Consider the following 20,974-nt stretch of genomic DNA (forward strand, 5'->3'; position numbering starts at 1 on the left):
TTTTTTGTCTGAATTCTAATTCGATTTAGTTAAGTTAAAAAAGGAAAATGAGTTCAGTGGAGGTGGTAGCTGGATAGTATAAATTAGATTCTGTTTTCAACATTTGTTAAAGTCTGAATACAAAAATAAGGAGGACAAAAAATGTTATTGAAAAAAAGTGCTGTGTTGAGTGTTCTGGTTATGGTGGCTTTGCTTTTTGTCTTCAGTTTTTCAGCTCTGGCTCAAGAAGGAGAAGTTGAAATTTTTAGCTGGTGGACCGGTGGTGGAGAAGAAGAAGGTCTAAATGCTTTAATTGAACTTTTCAATGAACAATATCCTGATGTTGAAGTGATTAACGCTACAGTTGCAGGTGGTGCAGGTTCTAATGCTAAGGCTGTACTAAAAACCAGAATGGTTGGGGGTAATCCTCCAGACTCATTCCAGGTACATGGTGGTGCAGAACTGGTTGATACTTATGTTGAAACCGGTATGATGGAACCAATTACCGGCCTGCTGGAAGAATGGGGAGTAAAAGACAAATTTAATCAGCAGATTTTAGAAATGTCTTCTTATGAAGGCGAATATTATTCTATTCCTGTTAATGTTCACCGCTCAAATATTATGTTTTATAACAATCAGGTACTTTCCGAAAACAATGTTGAACCTCCAACAGATCTAGCAAGCTTTAAAGAAGCTCTGGCTAAGCTGGATGAAGCTGGTGTAGTTCCACTGGCACTTGGTGATACTAATAAGTGGCCTGCCGGTCAAATTTTTGAAACATTATTGGTAGCTACTTTAGGTCCTGATGGCTATAATGGTCTCTGGGATGGCTCTACAGCACCAGATGATCCTGCAGTCAGAGAAGCACTAGTTCACTTTAAAGATATTATGCAGTATGTAAATGAAGATCACTCTGCTCTTACCTGGCAGGATGCTACTCAACTGGTAAATGAGGGAGAAGCAGGATTTAATATTATGGGTGACTGGGCAGAAGGTTATCTTAAAACATTAGGCTGGACTCCCGGTGAAGAATTTGGCTGGACACCTGTGCCAGGCTCAGAAGGAACTTTTATAGTTGTAACTGATACCTTTGGTCTGCCAAAAGGTGCTCCTCATCCAGAAAACGCTAAGAAATGGTTGAAAATTATTTCCTCTAAAGCAGGTCAGGATACATTTAACCCAATTAAGGGTTCAATTCCTGCTCGTTTAGATGCTGATAAGAGTAAATATGATCCTTATTTAACAAGTGCAATGGAAGATTTTGCAAGTGATACTCTGGCACCTTCTATTGTTCACGGTTCTGCTGCTCCAGAAGGATTTATTACAGCAATGAATGATACAATTAACTCCTTTATTACAACTGGAGATGTTGATCAGGCATTTAAAAGCTTCCAGCAGAATTATGAGGAATATGTTCAGTAATTGATCTAGATTTATTTTAGATCTGGTTAAAATTGAGGTACTGATGCAGTAAACTATTTCGGTAGGGAATGCAATATCTCCCCTCCTGTAAATTTTCAGGAGGGGAAGATTTATTTTATGGAGTGATAGCTATGAAAAGAAAACATAAAGAATCACTTACTTCACTTGCAATTTTATCACCGTCAATAATTACTCTGGCAGTATTTGTCTATGGTTTTATCAGCCGCAGTGTTCAGATTTCTCTGCTTGACTGGGACACTTTTTCCAGTTTTATGCGGAAGGCAAAGGATTATGTAGGTTTAGAAAATTATGCCGGACTCTTTCGGGAAGCGAGGTTTCAGACTGATCTCTGGAACACCCTTTATTTTACTCTCTTTTTTATCCTGGGCTGTCTGGCAATTGGTATTTTACTGTCTTTAATTTTGAATAATAAGCCTAAAGGAGGATATTTCTTTCAGAATCTTTATCTTTTCCCGATGGCAATTTCCTTTGTAGTAACAGGTACAGTCTGGCGCTGGATTTTTGCTCCTGGTCGTTTACCCGATAATCCCCGGGGTATTAATCTGCTCTTTGAGCAGCTGGGGCTCGATGTTTTTCAGTGGGGCTGGTTTACCAGCACCGGTAACTTTTTGGGTTTCAATATTGCGCTGGTAGCTGTAATAATTGCTGCTGTCTGGCAGTACTCAGGTTATACAATGGCCATGTGGCTGGCCGGTCTGCGGGGAATTGATCAGCAGCTGATAGAAGCAGCCCGGATTGATGGTGCCAGTAAGTGGCAGGTTTTTACCAAAATATTATTTCCAATCCAAAAGCCAATTACTCTTTCGGCGATTATAGTACTGGCTCACGTATCACTAAAAGCCTTTGCTTTAATCTATGCGATGACAGGTAGTGGACCAAATAATGTAACTGATATTCCAGCAGTCTATATGTTTGAGGCCACCTTTAGATCCAACCGCTATTCAACAGGTTCGGCAATAGCAATTGTACTTTTAATGATGGTTGGACTGCTGATTATACCTTATCTGGTCAACAGCTTTAAGGAGGAGTAAGCAATGGACGAAAAAATGACAACTCAAGAAAAAATAATTAGATATGCTATTTTAATTGCCTTTGCCATATTTTTTCTGATTCCAATGTATGTACTTTTATCTACCAGTTTAAAGAGTTTTTCCGAAGTTTCAATTAACACAATGTGGCAGCTGCCCGACTCGCTTTCTTTTGAAGGATTTAGAGAGGCTTTTACCAAATTGGCTCCCAATGTGTTAAACAGTTTTTATCTGGTAATTCCGGCCACTCTGCTTTCTGCCATTATGGGCTCAATGAATGGTTATGTATTATCACACTGGAAATTTAAAGGTTCAGATACACTCTTTGCTTTAATTTTATTTGGGATGTTTATTCCCTACCAGAGTGTACTTTTTCCTCTGGTCCAGTTTATGCAGACAATAGGACTTTATGGTTCAATTCCGGGTCTTATTTTAGTTCATGTTGTTTATGGTCTGCCAATTACCACCTTAATGTTTAGAAATTATTATCAGGATGTTCCGGAGGCTCTAACAGAGGCGGCAAAAGTTGATGGAGCGAATATTTTTAGTATTTATCGTCATATCTTTTTTCCAATTTCCATTCCGTCTTTTGTAGTAGTCTTTATCTGGCAGTTTACAAATATCTGGAACGAATTTCTCTTTGCTGTTTCTTTAACTGATACCCAGAGTCAGCCAATTACTGTAGCTCTAACCAATCTGGCCGGAAGTCAGGTTGTGGAGTGGAATGTGCAGATGAGTGGAGCAATAATTACTGCTCTACCAACCCTTTTAGTTTATATTATTTTTGGTCGTTACTTTATTAAGGGGATGCTGGCCGGTTCAGTTAAGGGATAATTTTTACTTAAACTTAAAAATGAATAAAACAGAGATATACTCAGTCACTAATGGCTGGGTTTTATCTTTTTTAAAAGCTAAAAAATAGTGTTTAACAGAATATGGTTTTAAATTAGATTTTTCAAACGAGCTTTTTCCGGGTTAAAATTATACTCTGAGAGAGGAATTGCAGCTTTTTTCAAGAAATAAATAAAGAGTGGTTAATTAGCTGTATATTTTTTGATATTTAAAATAGTAAGGCATTCTACTTAATTTATCTAAATTTATCACTAATAAAGTACTTAAAAATTTTTAAATTAGAGGAGTGAGTTGTTAATGGAGAAAATCAAATGGGGAATTTTAGGCTGTGCAAATATTGCTCGCAAGGCTGTAATACCAGGCATTATAGCTGCCGAAAATTCAGAATTATATGCTGTGGCCAGTCGGAGTCAGGAAAAAGCGGCTGATTTTGCGGAGCAATTTGGAGCTGCTGTCTATTATGATGATTATGATAAACTGCTGGCTGACGAAGAGATAGAAGCTGTTTATATTCCACTGCCCAATGGAATGCATAAGGAATGGACAATAAAGGCAGCAGAAGCTGGAAAACATATTTTATGTGAAAAACCACTTTCCGGAAAAAGCAAAGCAGAAGCAGAGGAAATGTTTGCTGCTGCCAAAAAAAATGGAGTTAAGTTGATGGAGGCCTTTATGTATCGTTTTCAGCCTTTTGTGGTTAAGCTCAAAGAAATGGTTGCTGACGGAGTTATTGGAGAGATTAAAGAGATTAAAAGTAATTTTGCTTTTGATATTAGTGACCGTGATAATGACATTCGTCTCAGTGCTGAATTAGATGGAGGAGCCTTAAATGATATCGGCTGTTATACTGTTAATATCTCGCGTTATTTAATGGGAGGAATGCCAACGAAAGTTGCTAATTTCTTTCAAAAAGAAACAGCGGCAGGTGTTGATTTAAGCGGAAGTGGTACTCTCTATTTTGAAGGCGGGTCTTTTGCCAGTCTTTATTACAGCCTCAATTCTTATAATGAGCAGGACCTGGAAGTAGTAGGGACAGAAGGTATAATTAGAGTACCAGGATTTTTCTCCTGGCTGGAAGAAAATTATTTTCTGCTGGATAAAAATGGTGAGGTGGAAAAGCTTGAAGTGGAAACCGGTGCTCAATATCAGCTTGAAGTGGAAGCCTTTGCCAGAGCAATCATTTATCAGACTGAGGTGCCGCTAAAAGTAGAAGAAGAAACATATGCCAACCTGAAAGTTATGGATGCTATGCGCAGATCAGCTGCAGAGGAGACAGTGGTTAAGCTTTAGTAAAGTTTTCACATTAATTTTTTGAGATTACTGGATTTTTTGCCTGAAATCAAATACAATAATAACAATAGAGTATTTCAGCTATTTTTAATAAAATAAGAAATTTGATTTTTTGCAGTCAGTACTGACAGGAGGTTGAATTGTGGAAATAGAAAAGGTTAATCAGATTATAGAAAAATTATTGGTTTATGGTGAGTCCAACGATCTGCTGGGAGACTGGGATCGAGTTGCGGCTCGTAATCAGATCAGAAGTATTTTAGATATTAAGGAAAGTCCGGCATCTGCTTTAACGGAAGAAGATTTTGAGATTCCCGCTGAGCCCCAGGTTTTACTGGATCCACTTTTAGATTTTGCAGTTGAAAAGGGACTGATTAAGGATCGGGTAACAGAAAGAGATCTTCTGGATACTAAAATTATGGGGGCACTGACACCTCGCCAGTCGGAAATTGGGCGTCGTTTTTATCAGACCGCCGAAAGAGAAGGAATCAAAAGGGCTACTAATGAGTACTATCATTTTGCTAAAGCAAGTAATTATATCCGCCAGGCCCGAATTGCCCGCGATTTAAATTGGAAGGCCGAAAGTGATTATGGTCAGATTGAGATTACTATCAATCTTTCCAAGCCGGAGAAAGACCCGGATGAGATCGCAAAAGCAAAAGAAGAACCTCAGAGTAATTATCCAAAATGTTATCTCTGTCTTGAAAATGTGGGATATCCAGGCAATTTTAGTCATCCTGCCCGTCAGAACCACAGAGTTGTACCTTTAAAACTGCAGAATGAAGACTGGTTTTTACAGTATTCGCCCTATGTTTACTATAATGAACACTGTATAGTTTTTCATGAAGATCATATTCCAATGCAGATTGATAAAAACACTTTTGCCGTACTGCTGGACTTTATTGACCAGCTGCCGCATTATTTTATCGGTTCTAATGCTGATCTACCGCTCGTTGGTGGTTCAATTTTAAATCATGATCATTATCAGGGAGGACGACATATTTTCCCGATGGAAGAAGCGGAGGCAGAAAAGTTTTATCAGCATCCAACCTTTCCCGAAGTTGAGATCAGCCGGGTTAAGTGGCCAATGTCGGTAATCCGTCTTAAAGCGGAAGTCAGAGAAGATATTATTAATCTGGCTGCTAAAATTTTAGATAACTGGCGTCAGTATTCTGATCCGGATCTTGATATTCTTGCTTTTTCTCAGGTTGATGGCAAACAGAAAGCTCATAATACAATAACCCCAATTGCCCGGAAAAAGAACGGTCTCTATGAATTGGATCTGGTGCTGAGAAATAATCGTAAAAGCGAGGAATATCCGGATGGTATTTTTCATCCGCATGCAGATTTACATCATATTAAAAAAGAAAATATCGGTCTGATTGAGGTAATGGGAAGAGCTATTCTGCCGGGACGGTTAAAGACTGAATTAAACTGGATTTCTAGTTATTTAAGTGGTGATCTGGAGCTGGACGAGTTAAAAATGAAGGATGGTCTGGGAAAACATTTAGACTGGGTTGCAGAGCTTAAAAATGAATATGGTATTAATTTAAGTGAGGAAGAAGCCGAGCGAGTTGTAGAAGTTGAAGTGGCCGGTAAATTCAGCCGGGTTCTTGAGGATGCTGGAGTTTATAAAAATAATTCAATCGGATATAAGGGTTTTGAGCGATTTCTGGAAAGTGCAGGTATCGAGGTCTCAGAACTATAATAAAGAAGGAAGTGTTGAGTATGAGTAAATTTAATTTAAGTGCAATTGATTCTTACAGTTATGAACCTTTAAGAAAACAGGTTTATAAAGTTCTGCGGGAAGCCATTTTAAAAGGTGAGCTGATGATCGGGGAAAAGATAACTGAGATGGAGATCGCGGAAGAGCTCAGTGTCAGTAGAACCCCGGTGAGAGAGGCCTTTAGAATGCTGGAACAGGAGGAATTGATTAATATTATTCCTCAGCAGGGCGTTTTTGTGGCTGGAATTGAAACAAAAAAAGAAATTGACGATATTTTTCAGCTCCGGACGGAACTGGAGGGGCTGGCCGCCTATCTGGCCGCCCAGAATATTGATGAAAAACAGAAACAGCTCTTAAGGGAATATACTGAGGAGCTGGAAGACTGTATTGAACATAATGATCAGCGAGGCTGTATCCGGGTGGATGTTGCTTTTCATCGAATAATTAAAGAAGCCTCTAATAATAAGTGGCTGGAGAAATTTCTGGATACACTTTTTGAGCAGGCAACTCGCTTCCGGCGGAGCAGTTTTTCCCGCCAGGGAAGGATGCAGGAATTTCTGGCCGAGCATAAGGAGCTGGCCGAGGCAATAGCCAGTGGCGATGCTGAGCGGGCTCGAGAATGTGCCGAAGAGCATATTAGGGCAGCCTGGCAGAGTATTATTACAGTTTTTGAAAAAGAGAATAGGTAGCAAAGAAATTTATGGCTGTAGAGAGATATCTCTACAGCCTTTTTATATATATAATAAAAAATACAATAAATAGATGTAGAATATCAAATCAACTATGGAGGTATAAACTAGTAAATGAAAAAAATGTTTAAACTAATGATTCTATTTTCTCTTCTCGTAACTTTGTTAAGTGGATGTTCAAATGGTGGCAATATTGCTGGTGACTCAGGATTGGATAATACAGGTGATAGTAATAATGTGATTGTAAGTAAAGAGGGTGGCGGAGAAGTCATTTTAGAAGAGGAGGATAGTACAACTACAAAATTGATGGCCCAGGCAGCTGACAGTTATTATTTTTCTCACTGGGAAGGTGATCTGAGTGGTACTAATAATCCAGAATATATAGATAATACTGCTCCCCGAGAGGTAACTGCAGTTTTTCTCAGTCAGGAAGAGAATAATCCGGATGGTACAGATGCAAATGGAGTTTTTAAGCTGATTAATTCCTGGGGAGAAAATTGGGGGGCATTTAACGATGGGTCCTATTATATAAGTTATGAGGCTGCGATTGCCAATAATCTCGATTTATATTTAATAGCTCCTCGTGATCAGTATCAACCAAAAGCTCTGGCGGTTTTCAATATCGAAGCAGCCTCACGTAAAGACGTTGAGATAAAATTTGAGACTGCCGATGGTAGTAAACAGCTCTATCCAGCATCTGCTCCCTATGATTATGATGGCAGTATGAATAATATTCCTGTCAATCAAAAAGGAGGAGCTTCTGCTTTTCCTGAAAATAATATTGCTCTTGATATTTCAAGTCTGCTGCCAATAAATGGTGAGATTACTCTAACAGTTACTAATTCAGGTAGTAGTGATATCTATTTGAATAACTGGCAGCTAGAAGAATATTCTGCTTATCCAGGTACTCCGGTGCAAACTTACAGTTCTAATCTTAGTTCTGAACTAATTGCTGCCGGTAACTCAAAGAGTTTTACAATGAATATTAATATTGAAACCAGTGTTTCAGCTCAAGCTGACAGCAGTTCCGGTTTGGATAGTTATGTTCGCGATTATACTGAGGCTGACTGGAGGAGCAGGGAAAATAAACATTTAAGGGCTCAGAGTTATCACAATGATAGTTTTGGCAGAGGTTTAAAAGAGCTATCAGCCGAAGAGATGAAAACTGCTCTGGAAAGTGGTATAGTAAAAACAATTGATGCTGGTGCTCTTGCAGGTGATCAAATTAAAGTTGCCGGAGAAGCAAGTCTGGATTATTCTGCTTCTGAATATTTTCCTCCGGTAGGAAATCAGGGCAGTGAAGGTTCCTGTGCTTCCTGGAGTACTGTCTATTACATGCTCGGTTTCTATCAAGCTCGAGATCAGGGTTGGGATCTAAGTGCAGCTGCAGTAACTGGAGTAGATCAGAGCCAATTAATGAGCCCAGATTTTATTTATCAGCTGATTAACGGCGGCCAGGATGGAGGAAGTTATTATACTGATAACCTGATGATGCTTGCCAACCTCGGAGCTGCAAGCTGGGCCGAGATGCCGGCTGATGATAGTGAATATCTAAGCTGGGGCAGTGAAGAAGCCTGGAGAACAGCGGCTGGCCATCGAGTTGATTATCCAATATATTATCTGCAGATAAATAATTATACAGATATCAAGGCAGTAAAAGATCTTCTGGATCAGGGATATTTACTTTCAGCAGCTATTGATAGTACCCAGTATAATAGTAATGGTATCTGGACAGTTGATAATTACAGCAACCCATATTTAGATCATGCCAATACAGTAGTTGGTTATGATGACTCCTATCAAAATAGTGTTGAAGAAATTTCTATTAAATAAAGATAGTTATGAGGTGACAACCAATGAATAATTTATTTAAAAACTCAAATAGCAAAATAATTCTGCTGTTTATTATCCTGATTTGTTTAAATGGAACTGCTGCAGCAATAAACTTAAAAGCATTAAATACGGAAGAAATCAGTCAGATAAAATTGTTTGAAAATCCTGACGCCGGTCAGCGGTGGCAGATAAAAGTTAAGAATCCGGAACTTATCTCTTTGCTTTCTGAAGGTTATGAGCCGCTGAAAAAAAGAGAGCAGCTGGCAGGTGAAGGAGGAATTCACAGCTGGTATTTTGAGGCTGCAAAGAAAGGTGCAGCTCTGGTTAATTTTAACCTTTTAAATGCTGAAGCTGGGAGTTTAGTTAGCCAAAAAACTTATCTTTTTGCTATCAATTTACTGACCAGGGAAATAGCAGTGGATGAAATTTTAGAGCTTAAACTGGCGGAAAATCCGAGTACAGGTTATCGCTGGAGTTTAATAGAATCAGAGGCTAAGATTTTGGAGCTGCTTGCAGCTGATTATCAAAGAGATGCTGCTGGCCCAGAATCAGATGTTGAGGCAGCAGAATCTAAAATAGAGGGCTCCGGGCTGTTGGTTGGCCGGGGAGGAATTAAAAGCTGGACTTTTAGGGGAGCTGCAGCCGGCTATCAGCGCTTAAGTTTTGAGCTTGCCCGCAAAGGTGGGGAGGTAATAAAAACTGTCGATTATCTAGTTTTGGTAGAATAGAGATTAAGTAATATTTGGACCCTGCATCTTTGTCAGAAAAGGGATATTATGCTAAATGGATTAATTGCTGATCTTTATTCTTAAACTATCAGGATTTTTAAGATAATAATTAAATAATTATATTGAATTAAAAACGCTGTCTTTGCCGACAGCGTTTTTTGGATAAATACGAGTTTGATTTTACTGTTGATTCAGCTTTTCAAGTTCTGTAATAATATTTTTGATCGGCTCCGGGTGGCTGTAATAATAACCCTGTAGAAGATCACAATCCACAGCTTTTAATTTTTCAGCCTGGTTTATTGTCTCTACACCTTCGGCAACAACTTCTAAATTGAGACTGTGAGCCAGGGTAATAATTGTATTAACAATCGCTCTGTTATTGTTATCAGTAATGAACTCATCAATAAAAGACTTATCAATTTTTAGAGTGTTGATTGCAAATTCCTTAATATAATTTAAAGAAGAATAACCGGTACCAAAGTCATCAATTGAGGTTTTAACCCCAAGCTCCTGCAGCTGATTTAAAGCTTTAACTGTATAATCAATATTTTCAACAGTAGTACGTTCAGTAATTTCCAGTTCCAGATTTTCAGCTTTTAGACCTGTTTTTTGCAGGGTGGATTTTACTTTTTTTATAAAATCCTGACTTATAAACTGTTCCGGACTGACATTAACCGAGATAAAATAATTTCTGTTAAAACGATTATTTAATTTTTTTATTTCTCGACAGGATTCCTCTAAAACCCAGTCGCCAATTTCTTTAATCAGACCATTTTCTTCTGCCAGTGGTATAAAAACTCCCGGTGGAATTAGACCCTTTTCGGGATGCTGCCACCTGATTAAGGCTTCAAAACCAACTATCTTTTCCTTTCTGCTGTCAATAAAGCTCTGATAGTAAAGAGTAAATTGATTTTCAGCCAGTGCATTTTGCAGCTGGTTTTCCAGCCTCTTTTTTTCGGAGATATTATTATCGATATTTATCGAATAAAAAGCCATTTTGTTTGAGCTATTTCTTTTTACATAATGCATTGCCAGACTGGCATTTTTAATCATTCTTTCCGGGTTCTGACTATCATCAGGGTAAACTGTAACTCCCAGGCTGGAACTAATATAAATTATATGGTCCTCAATAAAATAATCACTATTAATGTTTTCTAAAATATTGGCCAATTTTTTCTTAATATTTTCTTTATCCGAATTGTGGCTTAGATGAAAATAAAACTCGTCTCCAACCCGGCTGATTACTTCCTTTTCTTTTAATTGAACTGATAGTCTTTCTGCCATTTTTTTCAAAATCTCGTTACCCACATTATGTCCAAAGCTGTCATTTATCGTTTTAAAATCATCAATGCCGACTGCACAGACATATATTTTTTCATTTTGATGTTCTTTTATATACTGATTTAGCTTCTTTTTGAAAAAATTAATGTTTGGCAGCCCTGTAAGAGCATCATTAAAACTTAAATCTTTAATTACAGCCATCATTTTATTGAAACTCTGGGCAGCTTCTCCAATTTCATCATTACTTTTTATATCAGAGCGGACATTTAAGTTTCCAGAAGCACCTTTTTTAAAAGTATTTTTAAGTTGAATAATTGGTTTAGCAATATTTTCTGCCAGGTAGATACTTAAAACAACAGCAATGATGATGGTCAACACCGTTATTATAATAATTATATTATTTACTTTTTCAATCGATTGATTAAGATAACTGTGAGGCAGTATACTTACCAGTTTCCAGTTATCTGTTCCGGGTATTGTCTGGTAAAAGGCATGTTTTTCCTCTCCATTTTCTTCAAAATGAAGATCTCCTTTTTTCTGGCCTATAATATCTGCAATAAAACTGTAATCATAAGCAAAAAAGCTGCTGTAATTATAAAAATACTGGTTTTTAATTTTTTCCTGCTCGGGATGAGCAACAATATTTCCTTCTGCATTAATAATGAAAGAATAAAGACCTTCTTTAGTATTTGTATAACGGTTTATGTAATTAGATAAATCTTTAATTTTAATGGTGGCTCCCAGCAGAGAAAGCCGATCCTGATTATTAATTGGGGCGGCAAGTACTATAATTGGTTCGCCCGTTGATTTTGAAATCAGAGGATCTGAAACTACAGTTTTTCCCTTTAAAACCTTCTGGAAATATCTGCGATCACTGATATTTCCGGCTTTTTTCTCAATTGTGGTGCTGTAATTGCCTTTTTGGTCAGCTATAAAGAAGAAAAAATAGTTATTTTCTCGCTTGTTCAATTCAGACTGCAGATAGGTAAGTTTTTTATCCCAGCTGTCGGACTGAATAATTTGTGTATTGGCATAAATCTCTAAATCTGCTTTTTTCTCTTCAAACCAGTTTGCCGTCAGTTCGGATTTTTGAGCGGTTTTATTTCTTTCGTTTTCAAAAATAATTCCCTGAAGTATAGAATTAAAACTATTTGTAATTGCAATAATTACAACTAACGCAAAAATGACAATGATCGTTAAAATCAATGTCATAATCTTATTTTTAAAGCTAAAATTTTTCATTTCTGACACCTGCTTTATTTATCTATCTTGTTCTTATAGTCCATAAAAATTAACCACTATTAACAATTATTCTTTATCCGACTAAAATATCCTGTATTTTTTATAAAAATAATTTAAAATATAATCCCTGTATACAAGGATAGAAAGTTGAGAAGCTATTTACACTTTTAAACTTTGGCTCTATACTAAATAGTACACCTTATAAAAGAAAAAACATTGGTACCCGGTATCCGGTAAATTTCTCCGGCTGCTCGGTACCTTCAATCACAAGAGAGAAGGAATGATTTGCTATGACTTTTACAAAAATGCCTGAGAAGCAGGGTTTGTACAGTCCAGAATTTGAACATGATGCCTGTGGTATGGGTTTTGTAAGCCATATTAAAGGTAGAAAGTCGCATCAGATAGTTGAACAGGCTCTGGAGGTGCTGGTCAATTTAAGCCACAGGGGAGCAAGTGGTAGTGAAGAGAATACTGGTGATGGTGCCGGTATTCTTATTCAGCTTCCTGATAGTTTTTTGAGACAGCAGATGGCGGCAAAGGGAATATCACTCCCAGAAGTCGGAGATTATGGAGCAGGAATGGTTTTTCTGCCGCAGGCTGAGAAGAAGCGAGAAGAAATTAAGGAATTAGTTGAAAATATTGTTAGAGCAGAAGGACAGAAGCTGCTTGGCTGGCGTAAGGTACCGGTTGAGACAGCAGAAATTGGAAAATCAGCTTTAGAAGTAATGCCAGATTTTTATCAAATTTTTATTGAGAAGTCGAAAGAAGTAGAGCAGGGAATAGATTTTGAGAGAGTATTATATTTAATTCGCAAAAAAATTGAAAATAAAATTCGTAATTCAGAGTATAAAGGAGAACTGTATTTTGCCTCTCTCTCCAGCCGTACTCTGGTCTATAAGGGGATGCTGACTCCTGAACAGCTGGAAGGATTCTTTCCGGATTTAAGTAAGGCAGAAATGGAGACTGCAATTGCTCTGGTACATTCACGTTTTAGTACCAATACTTTTCCCAGCTGGGAGCGGGCTCATCCAAATCGTTATTTGATTCATAATGGTGAGATCAACACAATGCTTGGTAATCAGAACTGGATGCGGGCCCGGGAAGGGATTTTTGAGAGTGAGATCTTCAGTGATGATTTAAAAGAGCTGCTGCCTGTTATTGCCCCCGAAGGTAGTGACTCGGCACGTTTTGATAATGTTTTAGAGTTTTTAGCTCTAAATGGACGCTCGCTTGCTCATTCGGTTATGATGATGATACCGGAGCCCTGGGAGCATAACGAAGAGATGGAAAAAAAGAAGCGGGACTTTTATCATTATCACAGCACCTTAATGGAAGCCTGGGATGGTCCGGCTGCAATGGCCTTTACTGATGGGACTCAGGTTGGAGCCGTACTTGACCGTAATGGTCTGCGTCCATCCAGATATTATATAACTGAAGATGATTTATTGATTTTATCCTCTGAAGTAGGGGTTCTGGAGCTGCCTGAAGAAAGGGTTATCAGCAAACAGCGCCTGGAGCCGGGAAAAATGCTGCTCCTGGACACCGAAAAAGGGCGAATAATTAATGATCAGGAACTTAAGAGAGAAATTGCTGCCGCTGAACCGTATGGCGAGTGGCTGCAGGAAGAATTAATTGAACTAAATGATTTAAAGTCTGAGTCAGCAAGTGACCAGACTAAAATTAAAGCTGCTGCAGAAGAGAGCCTGGATTCTGCCGAACTGGTTAAAATGCAGAAAAGTTTCGGCTATAGTTATGAAGATTTGCAGAAGATTTTAATTCCAATGGCCCGCGATGGTGTAGATCCAATTGGTTCAATGGGCAATGATGCCTCCCTGGCAGTTCTATCTGACCAGCCGCAGCTTTTGTATAATTATTTTAAGCAGCGTTTTGCTCAGGTAACCAATCCTCCCATTGATTCAATTAGAGAAAAGCTGATTACAGCTACCAATACTTTTTTAGGTTCAGAAGGGAATCTGCTGCAGCCTGCAGCTAAGAGCTGTCGGCAGCTGGAGCTTGAACACCCAATTTTAACAAATGAAGAGTTAGATTTGATTAAGCAAATTGAGCAGCCAGGTTTTAAAACCGCGACCCTCGATATTATCTTTGATAAAAAAGAGGAGAGCGGCAGTCTGGCTGCAAGAATGGAAGAATTATGTACTGAAGCGGAAGAGCTGATAGCTGAGGGAGTAAATATTCTGCTTCTCTCTGACCGGGGAGTAAACGGCACTAAAGTAGCTGTGCCAGCTCTTCTGGCAGTAAGTGGACTGCATCATTATTTGATTGAAAAAGGATTGCGGACTGAAGTTAGTCTGGTTTTAGAATCAGGAGAGCCCAAAGAAGTGCATCATTTTTCCGTTTTAATTGGTTATGGAGCCGATGCAGTAAATCCCTATCTGGCGTTTGCAACCCTGGAAGATCTGGTTGAAACAGGACATCTTGAGTCTTCTAAAGAAAAAGCTGTTCAAAAATATATTAAGGCAGCAGTTAAAGGTGTAGTTAAGGTTATGGCCAAGATGGGAATTTCTACTGTTCAAAGTTACAGAGGAGCTCAGATATTTGAGGCGATTGGGATTTCAAAAGCAGTTATTGATAAATATTTCTGCCGGACAGCTTCCAGAATCGGTGGGATTGGTCTGGATGAAATTGAAAAAGAAAGTATTATGCGCCATGATAGTGCTTTTAAGGGTGTTAAAGTTGAAAAGGAGACTCTCGAACCCGGCGGTCAATTCAGCTGGCGAAAAGATGGAGAAGAACATCTTTATGATCCGGAGACTATTTATCTGCTGCAGCGGGCAGTGAGAGAAAATAATTATGAGCTATTTAAAGAATACAGAGAAAAGATAAATGATCAGAGTTCAAAAATGCTGACTCTGCGAGGCCTTTTAGAACCAGAATATCAGCCAGAGCCAATACCTTTAGAGGAAGTTGAGCCGGCTGAAAAAATCATGCAGCGATTTAAAACAGGAGCTATGTCCTATGGTTCGATCAGTCAGGAGGCCCATGAGGCATTAGCGATTGCCATGAATAGAATTGGTGGTAAAAGTAATACTGGAGAAGGAGGAGAAGATCCAGAGCGCTTTACTCCCGATGCAAATGGAGATTTAAGGAGCAGTGCAATTAAACAGGTTGCTTCCGGTCGTTTTGGAGTTGATTCGAACTATCTGGTTAATGCTAAAGAAATTCAGATTAAGATGGCCCAGGGAGCCAAGCCGGGAGAAGGCGGACAGCTGCCCGGAAAAAAAGTTTACCCCTGGATAGCTGAGACCAGAGGTACAACACCTGGAGTAGGACTTATTTCCCCTCCTCCTCACCATGATATTTATTCGATTGAAGATCTGGCCCAGCTGATTCATGATCTCAAAAATGCCAATCGGGAGGCCCGGATTAATGTTAAGTTGGTCTCAGAAGTTGGAGTCGGAACTGTAGCAGCCGGAGTAGCCAAAGGAAAAGCAGATGTAATCTTAATCAGCGGTTATGATGGAGGAACAGGTGCTTCCCCGCGGACCAGTATTCGTCACGCCGGTTTGCCCTGGGAACTTGGACTTTCGGAAACCCATCAGACCCTTGTCTTAAATGATCTGCGGGACCGTGTGACCTTAGAGACTGACGGCAAGATAATGACTGGTAAGGATTTAGCGGTGGCAGCAATGATGGGAGCGGAGGAATTTGGTTTTGCGACAACCCCTCTGGTTGCTTTAGGCTGTGTGATGATGCGGGTCTGCAGTAAAAATACCTGCCCGGTTGGGGTAGCCACTCAGGACCCTGAACTGAGGAAGAAGTTTCAGGGTAAACCGGAACATGTTGTTAACTTTATGCGCTTTATGGCAGAAGACTTTCGCCGCGAGCTGGCAGCTTTAGGTTTCCGTTCGGTTAATGAACTGGTAGGTAGAGTTGATAAGTTGAGACAGGATAAAAAAGAAGAACACTGGAAAGCAAAAGGACTCGACTATGCTTCCATTTTATATCAGCCGGAAAAAGCAAAAGAAAAGTCGATTTACTGTCAGCAAAAACAGGATCACGGGCTGGAGAAGAGTCTGGATCTGCGAGAATTACTTAAACTGACTAAAAATGCTGTGGAAAATGGAGTTCAGCTGCAGAAGGATTTAAAAATTAAAAATACAGACCGAGTTGTAGGAACAATTATGGGCAGTGAAATAACCAAACGCTATGGTGCTGAAGGTTTAAAAGAAGATACTATTCAGCTTAATTTTGAAGGATCAGCCGGTCAGAGTTTTGCAGCTTATCTGCCAAAGGGGGTCAGCTTCCGTCTCAAAGGAGACAGCAATGATTATCTCGGTAAGGGACTCTCAGGAGCAAAAATAATTGTTGAGAAATCGGAGAGCTCAAAATTTAAGGCAGAAGAAAATATTATCATTGGTAATGTTGCTTTCTTTGGTGCTACAGCTGGAGAAGCCTATATAGAAGGGAAGGCAGGCGAACGTTTCTGTGTCCGCAACAGTGGTGTTAATGCTGTTGTTGAAGGACTGGGAGATCATGGCTGTGAATACATGACAGGTGGTAGAGTTGTAGTTCTCGGTCAGGTCGGCCGTAATTTTGCTGCTGGTATGACCGGTGGAACTGCTTATGTATTTGATTTAGAGTCTGATTTTAAAGATAAAGTGAATCAAGAAATGGTTGAACTTGATTATTTAACTGAAACAGAAGATGAAACAGTTGTAAAGAAAATGATAGAAGACCATTTAAAATATACCGGTAGTGATCGGGCAGCTGAAATTTTAAATAATTGGCAGCACCTGCGCGAGAAGTTTTTGCGGGTTATGCCGCGAGATTATCAGCGGATGATTACAGCTATCAATAGTTTTAAGGATCAGGGATTAAGCAGAAAAGATGCTTTAATGAAGGCTTTCGAGGAAAATGCTCATGACGAAGCCCGAGTAAGCGGAAATTAAGACAGAGGAGGAGAATAATATGGGTAAAGCAACTGGATTTATGGAATATAAGCGGGAAGTTCCAAAAGAGCGCCCGCCTAAAGAACGTATAAATGACTGGCTTGAATTTAAAAATAAATTTAGCGAAAAAGCTGCTAAAATTCAGGGAGCCCGCTGTATGGAATGTGGTATCCCCTTCTGTCACAGTGGCCTTGATATCGGAGGCATGGTTTCCGGCTGCCCGGTAAACAATTTAATTCCGGAGTGGAATGATCTAATCTATAAAGGTAAGTGGGAAGAGGCAGTAAAAAGACTGCTTAAAACCAATAACTTCCCTGAATTTACAGGCAGAGTCTGTCCGGCTCCCTGTGAGGGTTCCTGTACTGTAGGACTCAATGATCCAGCAGTTACAATTAAGGCTAATGAATATCAGATTATAGAAAAGGCTTTTGCAGAAGGCTGGATTCAGCCGGAACCACCGGAAAAAAGGACAGGTAAATCAGCAGCAGTGGTTGGTTCTGGCCCGGCCGGTCTGGCTGCAGCTGATCAGTTAAATAAGCTGGGACATAAAGTAACAGTGTATGAACGTCAGGATCGAATTGGTGGGCTTTTAGTCTACGGTATTCCTAATATGAAGCTCGACAAGAAAAAAGTACTAAAGCGTCGGCTGAAGATTATGGAAGCTGAAGGAATTGAGTTCATTACAGAAACAGAAATTGGAAAAGATTTGAGCTTAGCAGAGCTTCAAGGTGGGTTCGACGCGGTGGTCCTCACCGGAGGAGCAACCAAGGCTCGCGACCTGGAAGTGCCGGGCCGTGAGGCAGATGGGGTCCATTTTGCCGTCGATTACTTAAAAGCAAATACAAAGCATATTTTAGGCGATCAAAATGAGGACTATATTTCCGCCCAGGATAAAGATGTAATTGTAATTGGTGGTGGTGATACTGGAACTGACTGTGTAGCAACTGCTATTAGACAGGGAGCCAAAAGTGTAAACCAGTTTGAAATTATGCCTAAATCACCATCTGAACGCCAGCCAGATAACCCCTGGCCGGAATGGTCAAAAACTCTGAAGGTGGATTATGGCCAGGAAGAAGCAATTGAGCTTTTTGGCTCTGACCCTCGAGAATTTCTGATAATGACAGAAGAAATTTTAACTGAAGAAGCTGAAGGTCAAAAGATTGTCAGTGGAGTTAAAACTGTTAAAATCAACTGGGAAAGAAATGATGAAAATCGTTTTGTACCTATAGAACAGCCAGGAACAGAAAAAATCTGGTCTGCTGATTTAATTTTGATAGCGATGGGCTTTTTAGGACCTGAAGAGACTATAATAGAAAAAGCTGGACTTGAACAGGATCAGCGTTCCAATATTGATGCAGAGTACGGAGATTTCAAAACTAATATTGATGGTGTTTTTGCAGCTGGAGATATGCGCAGAGGCCAGAGTCTGATTGTAAATGCAATAGATGAAGGTCGAAAAGCTGCAGCAGAAATAGATCAATATTTAAGTTAAATTTTATTGGTACCTGGTACAAAACGATTGTTTTGTACCGGGTTATGGAATATTAATTCACAAAGTTAAAATATCTTTATTATCACCACCTGTTATGGTATAATTTAAATAATAACAGAAATCAAATAAAGCTAAATGATAAAATTAATTAATTGAAAAAATAAATACCGCTCATGGAAAAGATTAAAAGATAGGTGGTGTTAACTTTGGATCAAGAACTTTTAGATGGCATCCGACAGATAATCAGAGAGGAAATATCTGGTGTTAAAGAAGATATCTCTTCATTAAAGGACGATGTATCAACCCTAAAAAGCGATGTAACTTCACTAAAAACTGATGTTTCTTCACTAATGGACGATGTATCAACCTTAAAAAGTGATGTGTCTTCATTAAAAACTGACGTATCTTTACTAAAGGATGATGTATCAGGACTTAAAATTGATGTAGCAGGACTTAAATCTGATGTTGCAGGACTTAAATCTGATGTTGCAGCAATGAAGCCGCAGCTCGAAGAAAATACTCAAATGATTAAGACTCTGCTTGCAAGAACTGAAGCTAATGGTGCCAAAATTGATCAGTTAGATAATAAAGTTGCTCATTTACAGGGTAGCGAAAAAAGGCAGAATAAACTTGAAGATGAGCTTTATCATCACAGACATAAAATTATTATTGAAACAGGAGAACCAGAATTCAAAGCAAGTTAAAAATCAAGATTTCTTGAGCCACTATCCACTGCGGGTAGTGGTTTTTTGTTAGCTGTATGATATAATGAATTTAAGAAAGCAGGTGAGATCATGAGCAAGAAATATCCACTTTTATTTAAAGACAGCAAAAAAACGGAAAAAGCAGAGCGGAGACAGGAAGCTTTAAACAAAGCTGAACAGGCAGCTTTGATGTTAAAAGAAAAGTATAATGTCGAAAAGGTTGTTCTCTTTGGATCTGTTTTGAATGAAGATAAATTTCATCTGCATTCAGATGTTGATCTGGCTGTGTTTGGGCTTAAAGATGAACTTTTCTTTAAAGCTTATGCAGAAGTGATGAATATTTTAAGTGGATTTGAAGTTGATCTCCTTGACTATAAAGAATGTCGTGAATCTTTCAAAAAAGAAATAAAAGAGAGAGGTGTAGAATTATGACTGAAAGAAGAAATTCTTCAATTTTTGAGGTTTTTAGAATCTGATATAAACTGATTTAAAATAATAATCAAAAAATAGATTATTTTTTTAGATTAGCTGTTAAAAATAGTTAAAATGTTATATAATTAGTAACAATAACTAAAAAGAACGGATTTAAGGGGGTAAATTATGGCTAAAGCAAAAAAACAGGACATATTACTGGAAAGTGGAACTGGAGAACTGGAGATACTAAAATTTATAGTTGATGATAGTTCATATGCGATAAATGTACTTAAGGTTAGAGAAATTTTAAGAATTAATAAAGCTGATATTAAAAAGTTGCCGGAAAAATCGGATGTTATTTTAGGGATGACCAATATTCGCGGGGAAGTTATCATGATTGTTAATTTAAGTTCTTACCTTAATTCGGAGTTAGTCGAAAATGATGGGGTAATAATGTCAATTCTGGCGGAGTTTAATAATACCAAAATTTTATTTGCAGTCGACAATGTGGTTGGTATTGATCGTATTGGCTGGAACGATATTCAGCCACCTGACAGGATGATGGGAGAACTTGTTAATGGTGTTATTAAGTCAGATGAAAATAAAGATTTAATTAACTTTTTAAACTTCGAAAAGATTTTAAAAGATTTACAGCCTGAATTAGGGAATGAAGTCGATGTTCAGCCAGAAGCACCGGCTGAGGTAAGAGCACGTCGAAAAGGCAAAACTCTGGCCCTGGCTGATGACTCACCTACGACCAGAAATATGATCAAGGATACTCTGGTTGAGGCAGGTTATCAGGACTTTAAAATTTTCAGTGATGGGCAAAAGCTCTATGATCACCTAATGGAGATTAAAGAAAATTATCCAGAAGATGACATTTTAGATCATGTGCAGGGGATTATTACTGATATTGAAATGCCCAATATGGATGGACATACTCTAATCAGAAAAATTCATGAGGATCGCTACTTAAGGAAATTACCTACGGTTATCTTTTCCTCATTAATTAGCGAGGATCTGCTGCATAAAGGAAAAGAAGTGGGAGCAGACGCACAGATAACAAAACCGGAACTTGATAAAATGGTTGGTGTTATTGATCAGCTGGTTAAGGCAAAAAAACCGGTAGCAGACTATTAATAAAAGAAGATAGAATTGCGCTCCAAATTAAATTTAGAAACAACTAGAATTCACCCAAGACTTAAATTAAGCTGTCTTCCCGATTGGTACATCCTGTGCCACGGTTAGTCAGAGCCTCGTGCTCTTCAGCTTGCTTTAAGTCTTTTTTATTTAAAAAAAATCATTAAAATTAATTTACACAACTTATTATACAATGGTTAACTAAAGGTAATAAGTCGCTTAACTT

The 20,974-nt window shown here is 38.6% G+C and carries 14 protein-coding genes; 13 read left to right on the top strand and 1 reads right to left on the bottom strand.

Annotation, left to right across the window (positions count from 1 at the left end; genetic code table 11):
- The first annotated feature begins 141 nt into the window (after positions 1-141).
- The 8 genes from BW929_RS02925 to BW929_RS02960 all read left to right on the top strand — a co-directional run bounded on the left by BW929_RS02925 (position 142) and on the right by BW929_RS02960 (position 9,565).
- On the top strand, positions 142-1,401 hold the full coding sequence (locus BW929_RS02925; protein ID WP_199505790.1) for an ABC transporter substrate-binding protein: 1,260 nt from the start codon (positions 142-144) through the stop codon (positions 1,399-1,401).
- A 131-nt stretch (positions 1,402-1,532) separates the two neighbouring features.
- On the top strand, positions 1,533-2,453 hold the full coding sequence (locus BW929_RS02930; protein WP_076543888.1) for a carbohydrate ABC transporter permease: 921 nt from the start codon (positions 1,533-1,535) through the stop codon (positions 2,451-2,453).
- Between the two features lie 3 nt (positions 2,454-2,456).
- Complete coding sequence (locus tag BW929_RS02935; RefSeq protein WP_076543889.1) at positions 2,457-3,284, top strand: carbohydrate ABC transporter permease; 828 nt, start codon at positions 2,457-2,459, stop codon at positions 3,282-3,284.
- A gap of 315 nt (positions 3,285-3,599) precedes the next feature.
- Complete coding sequence (locus BW929_RS02940; protein ID WP_076543890.1) at positions 3,600-4,592, top strand: Gfo/Idh/MocA family protein; 993 nt, start codon at positions 3,600-3,602, stop codon at positions 4,590-4,592.
- A 142-nt stretch (positions 4,593-4,734) separates the two neighbouring features.
- Positions 4,735-6,297, top strand: coding sequence for a UDP-glucose--hexose-1-phosphate uridylyltransferase (locus tag BW929_RS02945; protein ID WP_076543891.1), 1,563 nt, complete (start codon positions 4,735-4,737; stop codon positions 6,295-6,297).
- A gap of 20 nt (positions 6,298-6,317) precedes the next feature.
- Complete coding sequence (locus BW929_RS02950; protein WP_076543892.1) at positions 6,318-7,004, top strand: GntR family transcriptional regulator; 687 nt, start codon at positions 6,318-6,320, stop codon at positions 7,002-7,004.
- A 114-nt stretch (positions 7,005-7,118) separates the two neighbouring features.
- Positions 7,119-8,837, top strand: a complete 1,719-nt coding sequence (locus tag BW929_RS02955) for an InlB B-repeat-containing protein (RefSeq protein ID WP_076543893.1) — start codon at positions 7,119-7,121, stop codon at positions 8,835-8,837.
- Between the two features lie 23 nt (positions 8,838-8,860).
- On the top strand, positions 8,861-9,565 hold the full coding sequence (locus BW929_RS02960) for a protease inhibitor I42 family protein (RefSeq protein WP_076543894.1): 705 nt from the start codon (positions 8,861-8,863) through the stop codon (positions 9,563-9,565).
- 180 nt (positions 9,566-9,745) lie between these two features.
- On the opposite strand, the gene BW929_RS02965 is transcribed toward BW929_RS02960, so the two are convergent.
- Complete coding sequence (locus BW929_RS02965) at positions 9,746-12,088, bottom strand: EAL domain-containing protein (RefSeq protein WP_076543895.1); 2,343 nt, start codon at positions 12,086-12,088, stop codon at positions 9,746-9,748.
- Positions 12,089-12,378: 290 nt separating this feature from the next.
- Here BW929_RS02965 and gltB point away from each other — a divergent pair, with 290 nt between their 5' ends.
- The 5 genes from gltB (at position 12,379) to BW929_RS02990 (ending at position 20,748) form a co-directional block, all read left to right on the top strand.
- Positions 12,379-16,998 (top strand): glutamate synthase large subunit, encoded by a 4,620-nt coding sequence (gltB, locus tag BW929_RS02970; RefSeq protein WP_076543896.1) that lies wholly within the window; start codon positions 12,379-12,381, stop codon positions 16,996-16,998.
- 19 nt (positions 16,999-17,017) lie between these two features.
- Positions 17,018-18,490 (top strand): glutamate synthase subunit beta, encoded by a 1,473-nt coding sequence (locus tag BW929_RS02975; protein WP_076543897.1) that lies wholly within the window; start codon positions 17,018-17,020, stop codon positions 18,488-18,490.
- Between the two features lie 206 nt (positions 18,491-18,696).
- Positions 18,697-19,194, top strand: a complete 498-nt coding sequence (locus tag BW929_RS02980; RefSeq protein ID WP_076543898.1) for a hypothetical protein — start codon at positions 18,697-18,699, stop codon at positions 19,192-19,194.
- Between the two features lie 90 nt (positions 19,195-19,284).
- Positions 19,285-19,626, top strand: coding sequence for a nucleotidyltransferase family protein (locus tag BW929_RS02985; RefSeq protein WP_076543899.1), 342 nt, complete (start codon positions 19,285-19,287; stop codon positions 19,624-19,626).
- A 168-nt stretch (positions 19,627-19,794) separates the two neighbouring features.
- Positions 19,795-20,748, top strand: a complete 954-nt coding sequence (locus tag BW929_RS02990) for a chemotaxis protein (RefSeq protein WP_076543900.1) — start codon at positions 19,795-19,797, stop codon at positions 20,746-20,748.
- The last annotated feature ends 226 nt before the right edge of the window (positions 20,749-20,974 follow it).

The organism is Halanaerobium kushneri, from assembly GCF_900156285.1.
GTDB classification, from domain to species: Bacteria; Bacillota; Halanaerobiia; order Halanaerobiales; family Halanaerobiaceae; genus Halanaerobium; species Halanaerobium kushneri.